The 16282-nt window shown below is 61.4% G+C and carries 17 protein-coding genes; 6 read left to right on the top strand and 11 right to left on the bottom strand.

From position 1 onward, the window contains the following. Positions 1-144: 144 nt before the first annotated feature. The 4 genes from KG088_RS06285 to KG088_RS06300 all read right to left on the bottom strand — a co-directional run bounded on the left by KG088_RS06285 (position 145) and on the right by KG088_RS06300 (position 2989). Positions 145-1566, bottom strand: coding sequence for a PQQ-dependent sugar dehydrogenase (locus KG088_RS06285; RefSeq protein WP_213824651.1), 1422 nt, complete (start codon positions 1564-1566; stop codon positions 145-147). Further along, complete coding sequence (locus KG088_RS06290) at positions 1563-2015, bottom strand: DUF2231 domain-containing protein (protein ID WP_250148102.1); 453 nt, start codon at positions 2013-2015, stop codon at positions 1563-1565. The genes KG088_RS06285 and KG088_RS06290 overlap by 4 nt, the downstream gene beginning before the upstream one ends. Before the next feature lie 324 nt (positions 2016-2339). Then, the gene (locus tag KG088_RS06295; RefSeq protein ID WP_213824652.1) at positions 2340-2639 is read right to left on the bottom strand and encodes a hypothetical protein; all 300 of its coding nucleotides are present in this window, start codon (positions 2637-2639) and stop codon (positions 2340-2342) included. After that, a complete protein-coding gene (locus KG088_RS06300) occupies positions 2636-2989 on the bottom strand; it encodes a Rossmann-fold NAD(P)-binding domain-containing protein (RefSeq protein WP_213824653.1) in 354 nt (117 codons plus the stop codon). Before KG088_RS06300 ends, KG088_RS06295 begins: the two co-directional genes overlap by 4 nt. Positions 2990-3098: 109 nt before the next feature. On the opposite strand from KG088_RS06300, the gene KG088_RS06305 reads away from it, so the two are divergent. Beyond that, positions 3099-3377, top strand: a complete 279-nt coding sequence (locus tag KG088_RS06305; protein WP_213824654.1) for an alpha/beta fold hydrolase — start codon at positions 3099-3101, stop codon at positions 3375-3377. Between the two features lie 99 nt (positions 3378-3476). On the opposite strand, the gene KG088_RS06310 is transcribed toward KG088_RS06305, so the two are convergent. Further along, on the bottom strand, positions 3477-4238 hold the full coding sequence (locus KG088_RS06310; protein WP_213824655.1) for an SDR family oxidoreductase: 762 nt from the start codon (positions 4236-4238) through the stop codon (positions 3477-3479). 351 nt (positions 4239-4589) lie between these two features. On the opposite strand from KG088_RS06310, the gene KG088_RS06315 reads away from it, so the two are divergent. Continuing rightward, the gene (locus KG088_RS06315; RefSeq protein ID WP_213824656.1) at positions 4590-5492 is read left to right on the top strand and encodes an alpha/beta fold hydrolase; all 903 of its coding nucleotides are present in this window, start codon (positions 4590-4592) and stop codon (positions 5490-5492) included. Positions 5493-5619: 127 nt separating this feature from the next. Here KG088_RS06315 and KG088_RS06320 read toward each other — a convergent pair whose 3' ends face one another. After that, complete coding sequence (locus KG088_RS06320; RefSeq protein WP_213824657.1) at positions 5620-6375, bottom strand: phosphatase PAP2 family protein; 756 nt, start codon at positions 6373-6375, stop codon at positions 5620-5622. Positions 6376-6610: 235 nt separating this feature from the next. On the opposite strand from KG088_RS06320, the gene KG088_RS06325 reads away from it, so the two are divergent. After that, positions 6611-7366 (top strand): TIGR01458 family HAD-type hydrolase, encoded by a 756-nt coding sequence (locus tag KG088_RS06325; protein WP_213824658.1) that lies wholly within the window; start codon positions 6611-6613, stop codon positions 7364-7366. A gap of 50 nt (positions 7367-7416) precedes the next feature. Next, positions 7417-7542, top strand: a complete 126-nt coding sequence (locus KG088_RS19845) for a hypothetical protein (protein ID WP_264759036.1) — start codon at positions 7417-7419, stop codon at positions 7540-7542. A 63-nt stretch (positions 7543-7605) separates the two neighbouring features. Here the strand turns inward: KG088_RS19845 and KG088_RS06330 are convergent, their stop codons facing one another. Together KG088_RS06330 and katG are read right to left on the bottom strand one after the other, a co-directional pair. Continuing rightward, positions 7606-8604 carry an NADP-dependent oxidoreductase gene (locus KG088_RS06330; RefSeq protein WP_213824659.1) on the bottom strand — a complete coding sequence of 333 codons (999 nt, stop codon included), beginning with the start codon at positions 8602-8604 and terminating at the stop codon, positions 7606-7608. A 265-nt stretch (positions 8605-8869) separates the two neighbouring features. After that, positions 8870-11044: a catalase/peroxidase HPI gene (gene katG, locus KG088_RS06335; RefSeq protein ID WP_264759037.1), complete on the bottom strand. Its 2175-nt coding sequence runs from the start codon at positions 11042-11044 to the stop codon at positions 8870-8872. A 332-nt stretch (positions 11045-11376) separates the two neighbouring features. Between katG and yghU the strand changes: the two genes are divergently transcribed. Beyond that, positions 11377-12252: a glutathione-dependent disulfide-bond oxidoreductase gene (yghU, locus tag KG088_RS06340; RefSeq protein WP_213824660.1), complete on the top strand. Its 876-nt coding sequence runs from the start codon at positions 11377-11379 to the stop codon at positions 12250-12252. 158 nt (positions 12253-12410) lie between these two features. Here the strand turns inward: yghU and KG088_RS06345 are convergent, their stop codons facing one another. Continuing rightward, positions 12411-13622, bottom strand: a complete 1212-nt coding sequence (locus KG088_RS06345; protein WP_213824661.1) for an NAD(P)/FAD-dependent oxidoreductase — start codon at positions 13620-13622, stop codon at positions 12411-12413. A 28-nt stretch (positions 13623-13650) separates the two neighbouring features. After that, the gene (locus KG088_RS06350) at positions 13651-14658 is read right to left on the bottom strand and encodes an ion transporter (protein ID WP_213824662.1); all 1008 of its coding nucleotides are present in this window, start codon (positions 14656-14658) and stop codon (positions 13651-13653) included. Positions 14659-14935: 277 nt separating this feature from the next. Here KG088_RS06350 and KG088_RS06355 point away from each other — a divergent pair, with 277 nt between their 5' ends. Further along, a complete protein-coding gene (locus KG088_RS06355) occupies positions 14936-15490 on the top strand; it encodes a YqhA family protein (protein ID WP_213824663.1) in 555 nt (184 codons plus the stop codon). Positions 15491-15618: 128 nt separating this feature from the next. Here the strand turns inward: KG088_RS06355 and KG088_RS06360 are convergent, their stop codons facing one another. After that, a complete protein-coding gene (locus KG088_RS06360; RefSeq protein WP_406565594.1) occupies positions 15619-15981 on the bottom strand; it encodes a septal ring lytic transglycosylase RlpA family protein in 363 nt (120 codons plus the stop codon). Positions 15982-16282: the final 301 nt, after the last annotated feature.

Below are 16282 nucleotides of genomic sequence, written 5' to 3' on the forward strand. Positions count from 1 at the left end.
GCCGGGTACTGCGACCGAGACAAAGAGTACCGCGCGATAGCGTCGCGCGTAGCAGGATAGCCCAGAGCGCCCAGCAGCCCTGAAAACCCGTAGCGTCCGGTCCAGCATGGAAGGGCTTTGGCGACCGACAAGATCATGACTCGTTCAGGCAGATGTGGTGAATTCATCGCTCGCCGTATCGGCTTCATCCTCGGACGTGGCGGATTCATCTCCAGACGTTGTTGATTCCTCCTCAGGCGCGTCGGATTCAGTCTCACCCGTCTCTCGCTGCGTGTTCGCCTCATCAGGCGTCACGCGCCAGACGATGTTAGAAAGGTCGTCGGCGATAATGACGGCGCCGTCCGGGGCCACGGTGACGCCAACCGGGCGGCCACGCGTCTTGCTGTCATCCGTGAGAAACCCTGAAACAAAGTCGATGGGATCGCCGTCAGGTTGGCCGTTGCTGAAGGGCACAAAGACTACCTTGTAGCCCACGGGGTCCGCGCGGTTCCAACTGCCGTGCTCGCCGATAAACACACCCTCCGCGAAATCGTCGCCCACTTCTGGCGTGGAGAAGTCGAGGCCGAGAGGGGCCACATGCGAGCCTAAGCTGTAATCGGGAACAATCGTCGATTCCACCTTTTTGGGGTCCTGCGGGCGAACGCGTGGGTCCACATTCTGCCCCCAATAGCTGTACGGCCAGCCGTAGAAGCCACCTTCCTGAACGGAGGTGAGGTAGTCGGGTACCAGGTTGGGTCCGAGCTCGTCCCGCTCGTTGACCACGGCCCATAGCGCGTCTGTCTCAGGCTGAATCGTCAGCGCCGTGGGGTTACGCAAGCCGGTCGCATAAGGCTTGTGCGCACCGGTTTCTGCATCGATCTGCCACACCTCGGCCCGGTTGACTTCCGCTGCCATGCCGCGCTCGGTGATGTTGCTATTGGAGCCGATGCCCACGTAAAGAAAACGTCCATCCGCGCTCGCGGTCAGCGCCTTGGTCCAATGGTGGTTGATCTCTGAGGGTAGTTTCGTCACCTCCTCGGGCGGTCCACTGGCCTGGGTCTGGCCTTCCTCGTAATCGAATCGCACCAGCGCATCCTGGTTGGCGACGTAGAGATTGTCGTCGACCAGCGCAAGGCCGTAAGGCGCATTGAGGTCTTCGGCGAACACCGTCTGTTCTTCGTAGGTGCCGTCACCGTCGCTATCGCGCAATAGGGTCAGTCGATCCCCGCTTTCGACCGAGGTGGTCCCCCTTGCCTTGATAACACCGGCAATGAAGTCTTTTGGCTTCAGCGGCGGTGCGCCGCCGCCGCTACCCTCGGCTACCAGGATGTCGCCATTGGGCAGCACCAGCGTTTGCCGCGGTACTTTGAGGTCGGTGGCGATAGCCGTGATCGTATAGCCGTCGGACACTGTCGGTTGCTGATCGCCCCATTCCGCGGGCTCGGGAACCGTCATATCGGGTATCAGCCCTCGCTGCGGCTCTGGAAGGCTTGGATCGGGGCCGTATTGTTGCGCGTCTTGAGCGCTAGCCCCACCTGCGACCAGAAGCATCGAGAGGGGAGCGGCGTAGAGGCTGGCAAGCTTCATGGCTTATCTCCTGCGCTGGGACGGGAGAAACCGATCCAGGTCGCCGCGCATGCCAGCACGGTAACGACTATCGAGAGAATAAAGCCGTTGGGCATCATGCCCCAGGCATCCCTGGCATGGATCAGCGCGTTGATGAAGCCTGCTATCCAGGTGACCAACAGCAGCAAGAAGTAAACGATGGAAAGGCGACGGTGGCCGTCGGCCCGAAAGAGTCCAACGAGCGCGAACAGCAGTGCGAGGCCGTTAAAAACGAGACCGCCGGCAATCAGCCAGGAAGCGAAGGTGCCCCATTGTATGTGGTAGCTCGAGAAGTAGGCGTAGTCGCTCAACGTGGCGCCAAGAAAGAGCGTAAGGGTTCCCGCAAGCAATACGGCATGAAGCGGATGCAATCCGCGTCGATACGTTCGTTCGGCTGTGGCGGTCAAGGCAAGCTCCTTTTGCTGATCCATTAAGACTCGTCTCCCGGGGCGACCCGAGCCTTCTTTTAGAGGTGAAGTCTAGAGATGATGTCCCGTCCATTCGGCTGGAGTGTAGTTTAGGCATGGAGTCTTCACCAAAGCGGCCCTACTACTGGTTGAACCCTGGATTCATAGAACAACCGCAGCGCTTTTCGTAGAGAGACACTGCCATCGGGTGTTCCTGCCATGCGGGGGCATACTCGGCGCGCATCAAAAAGAGTATTAAAAAAACCGCCATTTACGGACTTTTCCGGGTGGCGGTTATGCGTTGCGAGTCTCCTTGGTAGCGATCGCTGCTGGAGGCGTCTGCTCCGTTCAGCTGCGCAGCTTGCGAACATTAGATTGCGTCTGGGTGCTGTATGGCTTGAGCGCCGCCGCCGTGATCCGCGCGGGATCGGCACCGCTGGCCGCCGCCACTGACGCTCGCTCGGTCGCAGTGGCGAAAATCGTCGCCTTCTCCATCACCATGCCCATGGCTTCGGGTAAGGTCATGGCGCCGCTGGCCATCAACATTGTGCGCCGGGCGATCACCTCACCGGCAGAAAGCGTCATCTCGTTGTAGGAAGAGGCGACCTTCATCCACGCGGCCATCATGTCCATCGGGTTATTCTTCATTTCGTCTGGTACTCCTTGTCATTTTGGCCTTCGTCTTGATGCGTGTTCATGCAAACTTCTCCTGTGGGTAGCAGGTATCGACGCCTGAACCTCGCCATGAAGTCATCGAGACGCAGGGACGGCTTAAGATATCCTTGCCTGCGACCCGTGTCGGTGCGCTGGCCCACCCTTGCTAACCCGGGGCAATCGCCGCCGGCATCGCGGCACAGGCGTGCCGTTTCTTCCAGACCCTCCTTGCTGATCGCCGCAAGGGCCTGGCGGCCGCCCTTGGCGGCGATCATCTCCGCGGACTTCTGTCCCAGTCTTCGGCCGGCGCCGGTGACGACGATGGTCTTTTCCTTGAGTTCCATGGGATCTCTCTCCTGTGCTGAGAGAGACCGCGCTGCGCAAAAGCGCAAGGCGCTGTCAGTGTCGAGCCGCAGGCCCAGTCAGGCGGTTTTCGAGCAGGAACCCGAGTATATGCGCACCATCTGGCTGGACAACGCCCGCACGGTGCCGCCACAGATGAGCATGACGCCACCTGCCATCACCTGCGAGGATCTAGCGACCCTCGAGCAACCGACCCTGATTCTCAAGGGCGAGCACAGCGACCTCTTCTTTGCGTCGATCGCCGACACCATGGCGCAGTGCCAGCCCCAGGCCGAGTTGCAGGTGATCCCCGGCGTCAATCATGACGGACCGGTTCACGCCGTCGAGCCGTTCACGGCCGCCATTCTCGATTTTCTGTCGGAGCATTGAACGCGAGGGGCATAGACCGTGAGGAACCTGCAATGCAGGAGGGTTTGAGTCTGGCCACGCTACTGCCCTGCAAGAGACGGTTCCATTGGCCAGAGGCGCTCAGAGCCTGAGCCCGCCGTCCACCTCCAGCACCCGACCGTTGAAGTAGTCGTTCTCGAGCACATAGATCACCGAGTGGCCGATCTCCGACGGCTCGGCTAGCCGTCCCAGCGGTACCTGCGCCGTGATCTGGTCGAGGACCTTGTCGGGCATCTTCGCCACCATGCGGGTATTAGCGAAGCCCGGGGCAATCGCCGCCGCGCGGATGCCATGGCGGCTGAGCTCCTTGGCCCAGGTCACGGTCATGGCGGCGACGCCGGCCTTGGCGGCCGAGTAGTTGGTCTGCCCAACGTTGCCGACCCGCGAAATGCTGGAGATATTGACGATTGCGCCGCCCCCGCCCAGCTCAATCATGCGCGCGGCGGCTTCGCGTCCGCAGAGGAAGATCCCGCGAAGGTCAACCTGAAGCACGTCATCCCAGTCGTCCAGGCTCATCTTCTTCTCCACCTTGCCGTCCTTGCCCTCGACCAGGAGTCCGTCCTTAGTGATGCCGGCGTTGTTCACCACGCCATCCAGGGCGCCGAAGTCCTCCACGACCCGGGCGAAGACGCTCTCCACGGCCGATTCGTCGGAGACGTCCAGCAGGTAGACGCGGGCCTCGCCGCCGGCGTCGCGGCATAGGCGTGCCGTCTCTTCCAGACCCTCCTCGCTGAGCCCCGCCAGGGCCAGGCGGCCGCCCTTGGCGGCGATCATCTCCGCGGTCTTCTGTCCTAGTCCGCGGCCGGCGCCGGTGATGACGATGGTCTTTCCCTTGAGTTCCATGGGGTATCTCTCCTGTGCTGAAAGGGATGGCACCGCACAAAAGCGCACGGCCCGGTCAGTAGTGTAGCCAGCGACTCCCCTTCATCGCCCATACCCAGCGCTATTTCGGCACCGACCCCTGGCCGGCCAGTGGGGCGGGGGTTCCATATTTCACCGATCCCGACGGACATCCCTGGGGTGGCCCACAACCCGTGCTTGGAGGGCGAGGCCGGCAGGCCAAACTCGCGACGCTCCTCAGAGTGGTGCAATATCATGTCTAGGCTGATTCCAGAGCCATCGCCATCGTTAACCCGGTTGATGGTCCGGCGGCCGATGTCCATGGCCAATAACCGATGGAAGGTGGGAGCCGCCATGCCCAGACCGTTCAATATACTCATGCTATCTGCCGCCGTTGTTCTGGCCGGCCAGGCTTTCGGCGTCTGCGCCCAGCAGAGCTCCATGGTTGAGGTCAACGGTGTCACGCTACCCTATGTCGATGAGGGGGAAGGCAAACCCGTCGTGTTCGTGCCCACTTCGCTTGTCGACCACCGGGTCTGGGAGCCATACCGCGAGGCCATCGCCCGCGAGCACCGCTTCATCACCTATACAAAACGCTATTTTGGCACCGAACCCTGGCCAGACGATGGCGAGCAGTTCTCCAACGAGACCCATGTTGCCGATCTTGCCGCCTTCATCCGGACGCTGGATGCCGGGCCGGCGTATCTGGTCACTTGGTCCTACAGCGGTCAGCTCGCCCAGCAACTGGCGCTGGCGCATCCGGAACTGGTGCGCGGTATGATGCACTATGAGCCCTTTATCCCCTCGCTGGTCGCCGAATTGCCGGAGGAACGCCAGGCCGCCATCGAAGAGGAGGGAGAGAAGTACGGCCCGGCCAGGGAGACATTGGAGGCCGGCAATGTTGTACAGGCCACCCGACTGTTCATCGAGGCCGTGTTCCAGCGAGCGCCAGGCGGCTTCGAACAGGAACCCGAATACATGCGCACCATCTGGCTGGATAACGCCCGTACCTTGCCGCTTCAGGTCGCCATGACACCGCCCGCCATCACCTGCGAGGATCTGACGACACTCGAGCAACCGACTTTGATTCTCAAGGGTGAGGAGAGCGACCTCTTCTATGCGTCGGTCGCCTATGCCCTGGCGCAGTGCCTGCCCCAGGCCGACATGCAGGTGATCCCCGACGTCAACCATGACGGACCGATTCACGCCGTCGAGGCGTTCACAGCCGCCATCCTCGATTTCCTGGCCGAGCATTGAGCGAGAGGAGTTGTCCGATCAGTGCTGGCATCACCCTGGCCGACAATGTGTCGACCCAGGCCGAGGTTGGTTCGTCGCTGAGCGAGCGTGCCAACGGTCGGGTCGTCAAGCCGGCCTGCCGGACTCGCTATTCGGTGCCTGACCAGCTCTCCTCTGTCTCTACCTGCCCCCGCCGCTGCATCCAGCGCATCGCCAGCCAGCACAGTGCTGCCCAGGCCGCCCCGGCCGTCCAGCCGGCAAGCACATCCGTCGGCCAATGGACCCCGAGATAGACACGGCTGATACCCACCAGCAGCGTGAGCAGTATCGCCACCACCAGGATGTACGCCTTCAGCCTCAGCTCGGGGTGGACCCGGGTGAGCAAGGCGGCGAGGGTGAGGTAGGTCACGGCAGACATCATCGCGTGGCCACTGGGAAAACTTGCGGTGTAGACGAGGGAATCATGAGGCACAAGATCGGGCCGAGGGCGATCAAAGCCCACCTTCATCAGGGTGCTGAGCAATATGCCGCCGGGTACCGCGACCGAAGCAAAGAGCGCCGCGCGATAGCGTCGGGCGAGTAGCAGGTAGCCCAGGGAACCCAGCGAGACCAGCACCAGCACGCCTACGCCACCGAGCGCGGTAAAGTCCCGCCCGAGCTCCTCTACCCAGCCAGGGCCGAGTGGATCGGTGTGATCGGCAGGGTTGCGCAGGGAAAGCAGCAGGGTCTCATCGAGACTCTGGGTGTCACCCTCGGAGACTTCCTCGGCCAGCTCGACAAACCCCCAGATCCCGCCGGAAAGTACCGACACGCAAAGCAGTATCGCCAATTCATAGCGGCCTAGCCGAGCCAGCAGGGAAAGGCTTCGGCGTCCCACCTGTTTGGTCTTTTCGTAGTGTTTCATAGCAACTCCCTTGCCGTGAAAAGCGCTACGCCCACCCGGTGGCTCTGCCACGGTCAGCGCGTCAACCCCACACCATAGGCGATCCGCACCAATGGGACACTTCAGCTCGGCGGTTGGCGGGCCTAGTATATCTTGACCGATGTCGGCGTGCCTGGCGCAGGAGGCGGTTTTGGTGGAATCACCCTGGCCCGCTAGGCTACTGGGGTGCTAAAGGGTAGCAGTGGAGGGCGTAACGATGCTCAAGTCGGTATTGCTCGATATCAGTGGCGTGTTGACCGAGGATGGCGAGGCCTTGCCCGGCGCAGTGGAGGCGGTGGCACGTCTGCAGTCGAGTGGCCTGGCGCTGCGCTTTCTTACCAACACCTCGCGCAAGACCTCGGCGGCAGTCTGCGAGGAACTGCAGCAGCTGGGCTTCGCCCCGGAGCCGGCGCAGGTGTTCACCGCCCCGGGCGCGATCCGGCGCTATCTCGAGCGCCATCGGCTCTGTCCTTACCTGCTGATCCACGAGCGGCTCGAGCCGGAGTTCGCCGATCTGCCCCGGGGGGAGCCCAATGCCGTGGTGCTCGGCGATGCCGAGCAGCGCCTGGACTATGCCCACCTCGATGAGGCCTTCCGGCTGCTGCTGGACGGGGCACCGCTGCTGGCTGTGGGCACCAACCGCTATTTCCGCCAGGCGGGGACGTTGCATCTGGATGCGGGTCCCTTCGTGCGTGCCCTGGAGTACGCCGCCGGCGTCGAGGCGCGGGTGCTTGGCAAGCCCTCGGGCGACTTCTTCCATGCCGTGCTCGAGGAGGCTGGGGTGGCGCCCGGCGAGGCGCTGATGGTGGGCGATGATGTGGAGTGCGACGTGGCCGCCGCCACGGCGGTCGGCCTGCAGGCGTGCCTGGTGCGCTCCGGCAAGTATCGCCCGGGCGATGAGACGCGGGCGCCGGAGGCACGCTGTGAGGCGAGCTTGGCCGATCTGGTCGAGGCACTGCTGGGAACGCCGTGAACCGTGGGTAATCTGGGACAGCTTCCCTTATTCCCCGCGGACGCGCGTTGATGGCGAGGGCCTGCGGCCACGATAGCCTGGCCAAGTTCAACCGCGAGGACCTTGCCATCTGGCACCGCGATATGGCCCTGCTGAGTGGGGTGCGGTATGCGGGCTTGCTGGATCCGCGCGGCTGACGGCGTCCTGCTGTCCGGCATGCCGGACAGCGGCGGCAGGCCGCAATCGAAGTCCGGCGTCGGTCAGAGTCGTACTAGCATCTTGCCGGTGTTGGCGCCCTCGAACAGGGCCAGAAAGGCATCCGGGGTGCGCTCGAGGCCTTCCTCGATAGTCTCCGTGTAGTCGAGTTCGCCCTTGGCGACCTGTGGGCCGACCTCCTCCAGGAATCGCGGATACTCCGCCCAGTGGTCGAAGATAATGAAGCCTTGCATGCGCAGGCGCTGGATCAGCACCATGGCCAGGTTGCTGGGCCCTGGGTCGGGTCCTTCGGCGTTGTAGCGAGCGATCATCCCGCAAACGGCGATGCGACCGCCGGTTCGCAGGGTGTTGAGGGCGGCTTCCAGACAGACGCCGCCGACGTTTTCGTAATAGACATCAAAACCCTCTGGGCAGGCTGTCTTGAGTGCCTCGGTCAGCTGCTGGGCGTCTCTGTCGCGGTAGCTCACCCCCTTGATGCCGTGGGACTCCAGCCACGCGAGCTTCTCGGGCGCCCCGGCGATGCCCACCACGGTGCCGCCCCGGGCCTTGGCCAGCTGCACTGCCAATGAGCCCACCGCGCCGCTGGCGGCGCTGACCAGCACGTTGTCGCCGTCGCGCATCTCGGCGATCCGGTTCAGGCCCGTCCAGGCGGTCATGCCCGGCATGCCGAGCACACCGAGGTAGGCCTGCTCCGGCACCTCGATGCCCGGCAGCGGCTCCACCTGATCGCCCGGCAGCTGGGCGATGTCCCGCCAGCCGGCCATGTGCCGGACCTCGTCGCCCACGGCCAGGCGCGCATCCCGCGACTCGATCACTTCGCCCACCGCGGCGCCTTCCAGCGGCTCGCCAATAACGAAGGGATCGATGTAGGTCTTGACGCCGCTCATGCGCCCACGCATGTAGGGGTCCACCGACAGCCAAGTATTGCGGATGCGCACCTCGCCTTCGGCCAGGTCGGGCAGTTCGGCCTCGTGCAGCTCGAACAGCGCGCGACGCGGCGTGCCCTGGGGGATGTCGTTGATGGTGAAGTAGCGTGACTGCATGGTGTCGTTCCTTTGCGTGTCGGGAAATTTATCCAGTTTAGCCGTCTGACTTCCTTTCGTTGATCCTGTTTTTCCTCCGCGCGCTTACCGCCAGCCAGCCCATCAGCCAGGTGTCGTCATCCTTCAGCGCCGGTCAGCTCGTTGGACAAAAAAATTGGCGAAGGAGTGGGGGCTGAGCCCCGCTCCTTCGCCAATGCGTTGCCGGTATGACAGACACTCGGGCGCCCCCGCGATATGGAAGCCCCCGAACGCCCGCTGGCCGAGATTACGCGAGATCGAAGCGATCCGCGTTCATCACCTTGGACCAGGCGGCGACGAAGTCCTTGACGAACTTCTCCTGGTTGTCATCCTGGGCGTACACCTCGGCATAAGCACGCAGGACGGAGTGGGACCCGAACACGAGATCTACGCGAGTTGCGGTGAACTTGGTGTTACCACTCTTGCGATCCACGATGTCGTAGAGGTTCTTGCCTTTGGGCTCCCAACCGTTTGCCGTGTCCGTCAGATTCACGAAAAAATCATTGGTCAGCTGGCCGACGCGATCGGTGAGCACGCCATGCTTGGTATCACCATAGTTGGTGCCAAGCACCCGCATACCACCCATCAGCACGGTCATTTCCGGTGCGGTCAGACCCATCAGCTGGGCACGGTCCAGAAGCATTTCTTCCGGCTGGACCACGTAGTCTTTCTTCTGCCAGTTGCGGAAGCCATCGGACAACGGCTCCAGCGGCTCGAAGGACTCGGCGTCGGTCATTTCGTCCGTCGCATCACCACGGCCTTTCTGGAATGGCACATGAACCTCGTGGCCAGCGGCCTTCGCGGCCTGCTCGATGCCCAGGTTCCCACCCAGTACGATCACGTCCGCCATGCTGGCGCCGGTGTCGACAGAGATCTTCTCGTAGACCTTCAGCACCTTGGCCAGACGATCCGGCTCATTGCCTTCCCAGTTCTTCTGCGGGGCAAGGCGGATACGGGCACCGTTAGCACCGCCGCGCATGTCTGAACCACGGTATGTGCGGGCACTATCCCAGGCAGTAGAAACCAGCTCGTTGGTGCTCAAGCCTGCTTCAGCAATTTTCTCTTTGACCACTTCTTCGATGTAGTTGGTCTCACCCTGCGGCACGGGATCCTGCCAGATCAGGTCCTCGGCGGGAACATCCGGACCGATATAACGGGCTTTTGGCCCCATGTCACGGTGAGTCAGCTTGAACCAGGCGCGAGCAAAGCAGTCCTTGAAATATTCTGGGTCCGCCATGAACTTCTCGCAGATCGCCCGGTATGTCGGGTCCACCTTCATGGCCATATCCGCATCGGTCATCATCGGATTGCGGCGAATGGACGGGTCGGTAGTATCGACCGGCTTGTCCTCTTCCTTGATGTCGATGGGCTCCCACTGCTGGGCACCGGCGGGACTCTTCTTCAGCTCCCACTCGTAACCGAACAGCAGATCGAAATAACCCATGTCGAATTGCGTCGGGTTCGTCGTCCAGGCACCCTCAAGGCCTGAAGTCACGGCGTTAGTGGCTTTGCCCTGCAGGTTCGGGTTGTGCCAGCCGAGCCCCTGTTCGTGAACGTCGGCGCCTTCGGGCTCCGGGCCCAGCGCTTCGGCATCGCCATTACCGTGGGTCTTGCCGACGGTATGGCCACCAGCGGTCAGTGCGGCAGTCTCTTCATCATTCATCGCCATGCGGGCAAAGGTCACACGGACCTGCTCGGCGGTTTTCCGAGGATCGGGATGGCCGTTCACGCCTTCCGGGTTGACGTAGATCAAGCCCATCTGCACTGCGGCCAGCGGGTTCTCCATGGTGTCCGGCTTGTCGACATCCTCATACCGGCTATCTGACGGCGCCAGCCACTCCTTTTCTGCGCCCCAGTAGATGTCCTTTTCGGGGTGCCAGATGTCCTCACGGCCGTAGGAGAAGCCGAAAGTCTTTAAACCAAAGGATTCGTAGGCAACGTTGCCGGCCAGAACGAACAAATCGGCCCAGCTGACCTTGTTGCCGTACTTTTTCTTGAGCGGCCACAGCAAACGACGGGCCTTGTCCAGATTGCCGTTATCGGGCCAGGAGTTGATCGGCGCAAATCGCTGGCTACCGGTACCGGCGCCACCACGGCCGTCGGCCAAGCGATAGGTGCCCGCCGCGTGCCATGCCAGACGAATCATCAGGCCACCGTAATGTCCCCAGTCTGCGGGCCACCACTCCTGACTGTTGGTCATCAGGTCGTGCATGTCCTTTTCAAGCGCTTCGTAGTCGAGCTTCTTGACCTCTTCCCGATAGTCGAAGTCTTCACCCAACGGATTGGACTTGTGATCGTGCTGGTGGAGAATGTCCAGGTTCAGGGATTCCGGCCACCAAGCGAGCACGTCCGCTTTCCCCTGTGTGTTGGAGCCGTGCATGACCGGGCATTTGGCTGAGTTGTTAACGTCGTATGCGTCCAATTTCTTCTCCCATTGCGACTGCGATGATCTGGTCGACTTTAGCGGGACGAAGATACAGCAAGACTAAATTAAGGGTTAAAGTTGTTTTTCACACCATCTTGATAGATATTTTCTATGGATTTTATCTCATAGTCAGTTTTTCTATATCCGCGGCTCTCTCAAGGGCTTTATCAAGGGTCATTCCAACGTGAAGCGTGGCCTGATTCGGGAAGCTAGGTTCGCGCTTGAAACTTTATCAGGCTACCGTTTGTCAGACAGGGCCTATACAGGCGCGCCGTCTCTTTACAAGGTGCAAGGAGGCGCGAAACGCCTTTATCACAGCAGGAGTCTTAATGAGCCAGGATAACGACTACACTCCACCCGCCGTCTGGACCTGGGAAAAGGCGAGTGGTGGGCAGTTTGCCAGCATCAATCGTCCCATCGCCGGCCCGACCCATGACCAATCGCTGCCGGTCGGCAAGCATCCCTTCCAGCTTTACTCGATGGCCACGCCCAATGGGGTAAAGGTCACGGTGATGTTCGAGGAGCTGCTGGCGCTGGGGCACACGAACGCCGAGTATGACGCTTGGCTGATCAAGATCGGCGATGGCGACCAGTTCGGCAGTGGCTTCGTCGAGGTCAATCCGAACTCCAAGATCCCGGCGCTGATGGACCACCGCGCCAATCCACCCATCCGGGTATTCGAATCCGGCTCGATCCTGCTCTATCTTGCGGAGACATTCGATGAGTTCCTGCCCCATGAGCCGGCCACACGCACCGAGACGCTAAACTGGCTGTTCTGGCAGATGGGCAGTGGACCCTTCCTGGGCGGAGGTTTCGGTCACTTCTATGCTTACGCGCCGGAGAAGCTGGAATATCCGATCGACCGCTTCGCCATGGAGGTTAAGCGCCAGCTGGACGTGCTCGACCGGCGCCTGGCGGAAAATCGCTACATGGCCGGGGACGAATACACCATCGCCGATATGGCCAACTGGGCCTGGTATGGCCAGCTGGCGCTAGGACGACTGTATGACGCCGGTGAGTTCCTCCAGGTGCAGAACTACGAGCACGTGCAGCGCTGGGCCAAGCAGATTGACGCCCGCCCGGCGGTGCAGCGCGGGCGCATGGTCAATCGCTCCTTCGGCGAAGCCGAGGAACAGTTGCACGAGCGCCATGACGCCAGCGATTTCGAGCACAAGACGCAGGACAAGCTCGAACCTCAAAGCTGACGTTGAATTAATCCTACTTGAGTCATCACGCCCGGGACGCCTCTGGCGTCAACGACGCTGGGCCAGACCTGTCTGAGACCGGCAATGCAACCCCAGCGCATTGAGATGGTGGTTGGCCGAGCATCTTGCGAAACAGGGTCGAGAGGTCGCTGGGGCTATCATGCGGTGCGATTGAAGGAGAAGAGTTCTGCCAGTGGGTGCTCCCGACCTTCTATGAGGGCGCGCAGCAGGCCGGCACCTACCATGCTGTAGCTGACGCCGTTTCCACCGTAAGCCATGGCGAAGTGAACACGGGGGCCGTATTGCGCATGAGGGCCGAAGAAGGGCAGGCCGTCCTCGGTCTCGGCAAAGGTGCCACCCCAGGAGAAGGTGGGGTTGAGTGATAACTCGGGGAAGAGTGTCTCCACCTGTTTCACCAAGATGTGGGCTTTCTTGCCCACACGCTGGTCGCGATGGTCGGGAATATCGACATCGTCGTCCTCACCTCCTACCATCAGTCGGCCGTCTCCTGTCGTGCGCATGTACAGGTAAGGGCGCGCCGACTCCCATATCATGGTCGAGGCCAACGCTCCCAGGTCGTCTTGATGGATGGGGTCGGTGATGAAGGCGTAGCTGCTCCGGTTTTTGGCGACCTTCTGCGTCAGCCAGGTCTGGGATTCATAGCCCGCTGCCATGACCAGATGGCGGCACTTGAGCGTTACCCCGTCGGCGGTGGTCAGGGTCACGCCCTCCGCTTGGGGCTGGATGTCGGCAATCGTCGTGCGGTCGTAGACCGCGCTGCGGCTTGCCACCAGCCGGTCGAAGAGTTTGTAAGTCATCCGGTAGGGATCGATGCGCGCCGCCAGGTGAGTCAGGATTGCACCGGGGGCGTCGAAGCCAAAGCGTGCCTTGATGTCATCGCGTGTCAGCCAGTCGGCCACGAAGCCGTGGTGGCGGCGCAAATCGAACTCCTTGCGCAGCTTGGCGACATCAGCTTCTTCGCTGGCGTAGTACAGGCTCTGCTGCCTGCCGAAGTCCACATCACCGACCTCGTTCGCCAGTGTCTCGATATCTCGGATGGCCTGTGCGCAGGCCCGGTAGGCTCGGACGGCGCCGGCCAAGCCCACGATGTCAGCAAGGTCGGTCAGGTGGACGTCGATCTCGTATTGCAGCAAGGCGGTGCTTGCCGACGAGCTTCCCCAGCCGATGTCCCGCCGTTCGATCACCGCCACATCATGGCCATGCTGAGCGAGCTCATTGGCGATCAAGGCGCCGGTGATGCCACCGCCGATCACGGCGACATCGCAGGTGGCGTTCTCGCAGAGTTGGGGAAAGGCCTGCATCAGCCCATTCTTCACGGCCCAGAAGGGGTAGCCGCTCTTGAGGTCCATAGGGGTGCCTGTGGTTGGGGGCGAGACGCTAGTCATACTTGTCGCGCCACTGCTTGACGGCAATCTGTTCTTTGAGCATCTCGACCATGTCGATCAGCACCTGCTCGGTCACCCGGTCGGTGTGCTTGTCGACTTTGATCCCGGCATCGAACCCGCTCTCGGTGAGACGCTCCACCAGGGTATTGAACTCCGGGGAGCGCAACCCTTCCACGGCCTCGTGGACCAGCCGACAGGCGAGGTCGCTGAGCGCTTCATCCAGGCCCTTGGCGACCTGATTGCCCAGGGGCAGCCGCTTCAGGCGGCTTATCTCGCGGCTGTCGGCCAGCGTGCGGCCGACCAGCGCGCTGACATAGCGCATCAGATCGTCACGGTTGGTGGCATAGGCGTTGCTTGCCATGGCCTCCAGGCGACCTGAGACCTCGGCGATCAGCTGCTGTTTGCGCGGCATTATCACGTCGCCGACGAGCTGTCTGGACAGCGAGTCGCTGGAGCGCACCTGATCCTGCACACTGTCGAGTAGGCGGATAGCGATACGGTCGGAGAGCTCTTCCAGCAAGATGTCGTAGTACTTGGCATAAATGGCATATAGCTGCCAGCGGCGGATGTCGATTAAGTGCATGCGCTGCAGGCGATGCAGCAGCGAGATGACACGCAGGATGCGCAACAGCCGGAAACCGCCCAACGGAATGCATCCCAGCACGTCGTACCAGTGTACGAAGGGATAGAAGAACCAGCGATGATAGCGGCGCTCGGCGATGGCTATGGCCCAACCGAGCAGCACGTCGAGCAGGAAGACACTGACGAAGGCGAGATCGATGGCGAGGAAGTTCGCATGGATATGCTGGTCGTAGGCGTCGTGCAGCCCCGGTGCCACCGACGCGAAGGCGCTGTTCAGCGGTGGCAGCAGGAAGAGGCTGTCGAACAGCAACAGCGCGAGATTGGCTACGACTAGGGCGACAATCAGCAGATCCCAGGCGATATGCAGGCGTTCCCGAGTCGGGCTGAGTGAGCGGGCGGTTGGGGAAGGCCGGTTCACGGTTTCACCGGATCCGGGGCTATCCAGCGGGCGCCAGCGAGTGGCCGGGTGATGCTGTCCATGCGAAACCTCCTTGCGCCATTGCTTATTATGTTCACCCTACCATCCTATCGGCAAGGAGGGGCCGACCATGACGGCCTCGCCAGCAAGTTGAATAACACGTACGTTGCAGAGCATGTAAGCTGCAGAACAAGATTGAAAAAAAGCATGCTGAAGTATAGGAGCGCTCCGGGAACATGTCGGGGATGCTCACGTTGCCGGACTAAGGGGAGAGAAAATGTCAGAACAGGACAAGACAACGCCTCCTGCGCGCCCCCAGGGCAAACTGGAACAGCGCTTCGAGCGCTTCCTGTGGAATTCGCGTTTCCTCGTTATGGCGGCAGTCATTCCTAGCCTGCTGGGGGCCTTGGTGCTGTTCATCATCGGAACGTTCGACATTGTCGCGATCCTTATCGATGCCGCCGCGTACTATCTCCTGGGTAGCGGGGAAAATATCCACGAAACGGTGGTGCCCAACATCGTGATGGCGGTGGATATCTACCTTATCGCCATCGTGCTTCTGGTGTTCGGGCTGGGCGTTTACCGACTCTTCGTATCACCCATCGAACAGACGGAGGACCACTCCCCCAGGCATCCCTTCAATGTCGAGTCGTTTGATCAGCTCAAGGACAAGATTGCTCGGGTCGTGATCCTGGCGGTCATCATCGAGTTCTTCCGTGCCGTGGTCGATATTCGATTCCAGACACCCTTGGATGTGATCTACCTGGCGCTATCGGTGCTGGCGCTGGCAGCAGCGATCTACCTGATGAGCCTGACCCACAAGGGCGAATGATAGCCACCAAAGGCAGATGACAGCTGCGCCGCGAGGGACGGTGCCGATCGGTGCGGGATGAAGAATGGCATGAAGGATGGCTGCTGCGGCAGGGAAAAAGGGGGACCGAGCACACGACCGTGAAGGGGTTACTGTACGGAGGTGACCATCACCGGCGCGGTGCCGCGCTCGAGCATCTTCAGCTTCTTTGCGGCACGCTTGGAGAGGTCGATGATGCGCCCCTTGGCGTAAGGGCCACGGTCATTGATGACGACCTCGACCTTGCTGCCGGTATCCTCGCGCACCACCAGTACCTTGGTGCCGAACGGCAGCGTGGGGTGTGCGGCAGTCAGCTCCTGCTGGTCGAAGGGTTCGCCGCTAGCGGTTGTCTTGCCTTGAAAGCGGTCGCTGTAGTAAGACGCTATCCCTTCTTGGGTCTTGACGGATTTTTCGTGAGCCTGGACGCTGCTGGCCATGCCTGCCACCAGCAGACCTGCCAGCCAGCAGATCATGAGTCGTCGAGCTTGTATCACCATTACTCACCTCAGGTTATCGTATTTCGCGACCCTCGCGTTCATCGATGAGGCGCCAGGTCATGGCAGACGGTAGGCCCCGTTCGCGCTCGGTTCATCACGTGCTGAACCCGAGCCACAAATCATGACGTCGTCACTGCCTGTAACAAGTATCTTCTTGCGTTGAATAATAGTCGGTCATGCCCCGTGCGGCAACTTAGTTAAATGGCATGTACATATCGGCGATGACGACATGAGCGGGAATGGTGGGGGAGATTCAACCTCGATAGATTAGTTATGT

It is taken from the genome of Halomonas jincaotanensis (assembly GCF_018448785.1).
In the GTDB taxonomy this organism is placed as follows: domain Bacteria; phylum Pseudomonadota; class Gammaproteobacteria; order Pseudomonadales; family Halomonadaceae; genus Halomonas; species Halomonas jincaotanensis.

Excerpts from the sequence above, each read along its gene's own strand:
- KG088_RS06285 (WP_213824651.1), bottom strand. The coding sequence starts at position 1,566 with ATGAAGCTTGCCAGCCTCTACGCCGCTCCCCTCTCGATGCTTCTGGTC.
- KG088_RS06290 (WP_250148102.1), bottom strand. The coding sequence starts at position 2,015 with ATGGATCAGCAAAAGGAGCTTGCCTTGACCGCCACAGCCGAACGAACG.
- KG088_RS06295 (WP_213824652.1), bottom strand. The coding sequence starts at position 2,639 with ATGAAGAATAACCCGATGGACATGATGGCCGCGTGGATGAAGGTCGCC.
- KG088_RS06300 (WP_213824653.1), bottom strand. The coding sequence starts at position 2,989 with ATGGAACTCAAGGAAAAGACCATCGTCGTCACCGGCGCCGGCCGAAGA.
- KG088_RS06305 (WP_213824654.1), top strand. The coding sequence starts at position 3,099 with ATGCGCACCATCTGGCTGGACAACGCCCGCACGGTGCCGCCACAGATG.
- KG088_RS06310 (WP_213824655.1), bottom strand. The coding sequence starts at position 4,238 with ATGGAACTCAAGGGAAAGACCATCGTCATCACCGGCGCCGGCCGCGGA.
- KG088_RS06315 (WP_213824656.1), top strand. The coding sequence starts at position 4,590 with ATGCCCAGACCGTTCAATATACTCATGCTATCTGCCGCCGTTGTTCTG.
- KG088_RS06320 (WP_213824657.1), bottom strand. The coding sequence starts at position 6,375 with ATGAAACACTACGAAAAGACCAAACAGGTGGGACGCCGAAGCCTTTCC.
- KG088_RS06325 (WP_213824658.1), top strand. The coding sequence starts at position 6,611 with ATGCTCAAGTCGGTATTGCTCGATATCAGTGGCGTGTTGACCGAGGAT.
- KG088_RS19845 (WP_264759036.1), top strand. The coding sequence starts at position 7,417 with ATGGCGAGGGCCTGCGGCCACGATAGCCTGGCCAAGTTCAACCGCGAG.
- KG088_RS06330 (WP_213824659.1), bottom strand. The coding sequence starts at position 8,604 with ATGCAGTCACGCTACTTCACCATCAACGACATCCCCCAGGGCACGCCG.
- yghU (WP_213824660.1), top strand. The coding sequence starts at position 11,377 with ATGAGCCAGGATAACGACTACACTCCACCCGCCGTCTGGACCTGGGAA.
- KG088_RS06345 (WP_213824661.1), bottom strand. The coding sequence starts at position 13,622 with ATGGACCTCAAGAGCGGCTACCCCTTCTGGGCCGTGAAGAATGGGCTG.
- KG088_RS06355 (WP_213824663.1), top strand. The coding sequence starts at position 14,936 with ATGTCAGAACAGGACAAGACAACGCCTCCTGCGCGCCCCCAGGGCAAA.
- KG088_RS06360 (WP_406565594.1), bottom strand. The coding sequence starts at position 15,981 with ATGATCTGCTGGCTGGCAGGTCTGCTGGTGGCAGGCATGGCCAGCAGC.